The sequence below is a fragment of the Spirulina sp. CCY15215 genome (assembly GCF_016888125.1).
Taxonomy (GTDB): Bacteria; Cyanobacteriota; Cyanobacteriia; order Cyanobacteriales; family Spirulinaceae; genus CCY15215.
In genome coordinates, this window is the sequence record NZ_JACSWA010000155.1 from 1 (window position 1) to 3,851 (window position 3,851).

The window sequence follows — 3,851 nt, forward strand, 5'->3', positions numbered from 1 at the left end:
ACCGCTATGCGTACAGGGTTGTTTAATTAGATACAGTAATTGTCCTGTTAAAAGTGCAATACAAAAGCACCCTAATTAAACAACTCCAAGGCGGTAGTGAGACTAATATAAAGCTGTCCTATAAAGCTCTCCTATAAGGACGGGGTTTCTACCCATTTTTCTGATGAATCGAGTCAAGGCAGATATTCTACTGGTTGACGATACCCCAGACAACCTCCGTCTATTAAGTACGGCCTTATCACAACGCGGCTATAAAGTGCGGGTGGCGATCGACGGAAATATTGCTCTTATGGGGGCAAATGCTAATCCTCCCGATTTGATTTTATTAGATATTTGTATGCCTGGGATGAATGGTTATGAGGTCTGCAAACATCTCAAAGCTAATCTTAAAACTGCCCCAATTCCCATTATTTTTATGAGTGCTTTAGACGAGACTCTTGATAAAATTAAAGCCTTTAGAATTGGTGGAGTTGACTATATTACAAAGCCTTTTCAATTTGAAGAAGTAATTGCTCGTATTGAAAGTCAACTCACCATTCGACGCTTGCAACTTTCCCTACAAACTTTAAATAAACAATTAGAAAAAAGAGTACGAGAAAGAACTTTTGAGTTAGAGCGAGAAGTTCTGCAACGAAAACAAGCACAGGAGCAATTACTTCATTTAGTCTTACACGATACGTTAACGCAACTGCCTAATCGCTCCCTATTTATAGAACGTTTGGAAGAGGCTATTCTCAAAAGTAAGATAAACCCAAACTATAGTTTTGTGGTCATGTTTCTCGACTGCGATCGCTTTAAACAAGTCAATGATTCTCTCGGTCATAATATTGGCGATCGCCTCTTAGTTGCCGTTGGCGATCGCTTACAAAACTGTTTGCGTACTGAGGATACCCTAGCTCGTTTAGGTGGAGATGAATTTGCTATTTTGCTCGATGCAATTGACAGCAAAGAAGAAATTATCACCATTGCCGAACGTATCAACCACCAACTCTCTTACCCTTTTTATCTCTACGAATACGAAGTTTTTATTAGTATCAGTATTGGTATTGTTGTCAGTCAAGACAAATTATATCGACAATTTTATGGAACAGAGACTGAAACAATTTGTTATCAAAAACCAGAACAGATCTTGCGCGATGCAGATATCGCAATGTATCGCGCTAAGGCATTAGGAAAAGCACGTTACGAAATTTTTAATCCTAAAATGCACCGGCAAGCATTAAATTTACTGCACCTAGAAAACGATCTGAGATGGGCTTTTGAACGTCAAGAATTTATGTTATATTATCAACCTATTATTTCTTTAATACGAGGTAAAATTATTGGTTGTGAAGCCTTAATTCGCTGGAATCATCCTCAACGAGGTCTTATTTATCCTGATGATTTTATCCCTGTTGCAGAAGAAATGGGGCTTATTTTGCCTCTGGGAGATTGGATTTTAAAGGAATCTTGTCAGCAACTGAAAAAATGGCATAATCTCGACTTAGGAGAACAGCCTTTCAGTATTAGTGTTAATATGTCAGCCCGTCAATTTTCTCAAGCTAACCCCCTCGAAAAAATTGAAAAAATATTACAAGAAGTTCATTTAGAAAACCATTATTTAAAGTTAGAAATTACCGAGAGCGTTCTCATCGATCACCCTGAATCTATTGTTATTCTCTTGGAAAAAATAAAAGCTCGCAAAATTTCCATTAGCCTTGATGATTTTGGCACGGGATATTCATCTTTAAGTTATTTACATCGCTTTCCCATAGACACGCTGAAAATTGATCGCTCTTTTATTCATCGATTAGAAGAAAATGGTAAGAATTTAGATATCGTTAAAGCAATTATTTCTCTCGCACATAATTTAGGGATGGAAATCATTGCCGAAGGCATTGAGACGATCTCTCAACTCGATCTCTTGCGGAGTTTGGGCTGTGGATACGGCCAAGGTTATTTTTTTGCTCGACCCCTAAACAGTACCCAAGCAGAAAAACTCCTCACCCGCGACCCTCAATGGTGATTAATGGCTTCAGTTTTGATATAATATTCTTGAATATGGGGTACAAGGCAATCGAGGCAATTAAAATTAGCTTCTAAGGAGGTGCAGAAATGACTGGCATGGCAACAAAAACCAATCCTAAACAAAACTTAACTTTAGATTTAGATTTAACTCAAATTACCGCAGAAGATGTGGCTCAACTTGCAGACCGATTAGAACAAGACGATTATGCCAATCCTTTTGAAGCCTTGGCAGACTGGCATTTACTGCGATCGATCGCCTTTCATAATCCTGAATTAGTTGAACCCTATCTCTATCTACTCGATATAGAAGCCTACGATGAAGCGTAATTTCAGTTATCTGTTCTCTTTTACCTGTTCTCTTACCCGTTTTCTGCCCTCCAGTATCTGTCGCCAGTGCTTCAAGATCAAAGAGTTCTGATTGGAATGACGGGAGGAATTGCCGCCTATAAGATTTGTGAGGTTATTTCCACTCTTTTTAAGGCAGGGGTTCAGGTTCGCGTCATTTTGAGCGATCGCGCCACTCAGTTTATTACTCCCCTTACCGTTGCAACTCTCAGTCGCCATCGCGCTTATACTGATGACGATCTTTGGCAGTCTGTCCATTCTCGCCCTTTACATATTGAACTGGGAGAGTGGGCTGATTTATTTGTTTTAGCACCCCTGACGGCGAATACTCTGGGAAAATTAGCCTGTGGTTTGGCGGATAATCTCCTCACTAATACTATTTTGGCTTCTTCTTGTCCCGTTCTTCTCGTTCCCGCTATGAATACGGAAATGTGGGAACAGTTTGCAGTACAAAAGAATTGGCAGCAACTCCGGCAAGATCCTCGCTATCACAGTATCGATCCGGGGATGGGTTTATTAGCCTGCGATCGCATTGGGACAGGAAGAATGGCGGAACCGGAAGAAATAATTCCCGTAATTCAATCTCTCCTTTATACCCGAGGTGAACAGGATCTAATCGGTAAACGTCTTTTAATCAATGGAGGAGGGACGCGAGAACCCCTCGATCCCGTGCGTTTTATAGGAAACCCTTCCACAGGAAAAATGGGCATTGCCTTGGCGCAAGCAGCCTTATCTCGCGGCGCTTCTGTCACCTTCATTCATGGACCGATCGCAGACAATTTACTGGACTCCCTCTCAAAAGCAGTTCACCGCATCCCCATTACCCGTGCCGAGCAACTGGATCAGGCCATGTTAGAATGCTTCCCCGAGGCAGACTGGACGATTTTAGCGGCTGCCGTTGCCGATGTGAAACCTGCCCATTATTGCGATCGCAAACTGGCTAAAAAAGATATCCCCTCTTCTCTTCCCCTTGCTTCTGTTGCCGATATTGCAGCAGAGTTGGGCAAACGCAAACAACCGGATCAAAAACTGATCGGATTTGCTGCACAAACAGGCGATATTGTCAAGCCAGCTTTAGAAAAATTACACCGAAAAAACTTAGATGCGATCGCAGCCAACCCAGTTGATATACCAGACGCGGGATTTAAAAGCGAGATGAATCAAGCCATTTTACTTGATCGCGCGGGAAGACAAGAAGCGATCGCACCGTGCAGTAAATTAGAATTAGCTCATCGCCTGCTGGACTTTGCCAGGGAAATCTAAAGATTAATCGGTTAATCGAATCAGAGTTAATCCTTGTTCTTTTGCAATTCTTTAAAAAGTTGTCCGCTCATTCCGCCAGATACTGGGGCATACTGGTGAAAAGACCTCATAAAGGCTGACCTCAAGTCGCGAGAAAAGCTCGTCAGGAACCTCAGCCTAAAGGCGTGAGGCTTGAAAGAGAAATCTGACAAGCCATTCTGACCAGACTCAGTACCCCGCGTACTACGTTATTTGGG

3 protein-coding genes are annotated in these 3,851 nt (G+C 41.8%); all 3 read left to right on the forward strand.

The window, feature by feature from the left end; translation table 11 throughout:
* The first annotated feature begins 163 nt into the window (after positions 1-163).
* On the forward strand, positions 164-2,005 hold the full coding sequence (locus tag JUI58_RS00735; protein WP_204101835.1) for a GGDEF domain-containing response regulator: 1,842 nt from the start codon (positions 164-166) through the stop codon (positions 2,003-2,005).
* Between the two features lie 98 nt (positions 2,006-2,103).
* On the forward strand, positions 2,104-2,334 hold the full coding sequence (locus JUI58_RS00740) for a DUF2555 domain-containing protein (protein ID WP_204101837.1): 231 nt from the start codon (positions 2,104-2,106) through the stop codon (positions 2,332-2,334).
* Between the two features lie 66 nt (positions 2,335-2,400).
* Positions 2,401-3,615, forward strand: coding sequence for a bifunctional phosphopantothenoylcysteine decarboxylase/phosphopantothenate--cysteine ligase CoaBC (gene coaBC, locus JUI58_RS00745; protein ID WP_204101836.1), 1,215 nt, complete (start codon positions 2,401-2,403; stop codon positions 3,613-3,615).
* Positions 3,616-3,851 lie beyond the last annotated feature (236 nt).